This is a genomic window from Actinotalea sp. C106 (genome assembly GCF_023630195.1).
Classification (GTDB): domain Bacteria; phylum Actinomycetota; class Actinomycetes; order Actinomycetales; family Cellulomonadaceae; genus Actinotalea.
This window is the reverse complement of sequence record NZ_JALPKN010000557.1, coordinates 1-945: the sequence shown is the minus strand read 5'-3', so window position 1 is coordinate 945 and position 945 is coordinate 1. Positions and strand designations below refer to the sequence as shown.

Annotated in this window: 1 pseudogene; it reads left to right on the top strand. The window is 75.3% G+C overall.

The features are described from left to right. A pseudogene (locus tag L0B03_RS18450) lies at window positions 1-945 on the top strand (mannitol dehydrogenase family protein); the annotation flags it as partial.

The window sequence follows — 945 nt, the reverse complement described above, 5'->3', positions numbered from 1 at the left end:
GCCCGGGGCACCGGCAGCACCGGCGGCTGGGAGCTGCCCGACGCCGCCCGCACGCCGATCGGCGCCCTGGCCCGGGGACTGGCCCGCCGGTTCTCCCGGCACGGGGCCCCGCTGACCGTGGTGTGCTGCGACAACATGATGGACAACGGGCGGGTCGTGGCCCTCCTGCTCGACGGGGTGCTGAGTGCGGTGGGGTCGGACGCCGCCCCGCTGCGCGCCTGGGTGGCGACCTCGCTGCGGTTCCCCGTGACGATGGTCGACCGCATCACCCCCGCGACCACCGACGCGCACCGAGCCGAGGCCACCGCCCTGCTCGGGCTCGAGGACCACGCTCTCGTCGTGGCCGAGCCCTTCAGCCAGTGGGTGATCGAAGACGACTTCGCCGGACCGCGTCCCGCCTGGGAGCGCGCCGGGGCGACGATCACGGCCGACGTCGCGCCGTGGGAGCAGGCCAAGCTGCGCATGCTCAACGGTGCGCACTCAGCGATCGCGTACCTGGGTGCCCTGCGCGGGCACGCGATGATCGACGAGGCGGTGCTCGACCCCGAGGTCGACGCCGTGGCGCGGCGCCTCATGGACGAGGAAGTCGCCCCGACCCTGACCCCGCCCGAGGGGTTGGACCTGGCGCACTACCGGGACGAGATCCTCGAGCGCTTCGCCAACCCGAGCACCGGGTACACGACCCTGCAGGTGGCCGGGGACGGGTCGCAGAAGCTGCCCATCCGGATCCTCGCGACGGCGGCCGACCGGCTCGAGGCCGGCTCGGTGCCGGTCGCCGCCGCGCGGACGATGGCGGCCTGGATGGTCTTCGTCGCCCGGGGGCGCGACCGGACCGGGCGCGAGCTGCGCCTCGACGACCCCCTGGCCGACCGGCTGCGGACGGTGGCCGCGGGGGACGAAGCCGGGCTCGCCGACCGGATGGTCGCCGTCGAGCAGGTCTTCCCC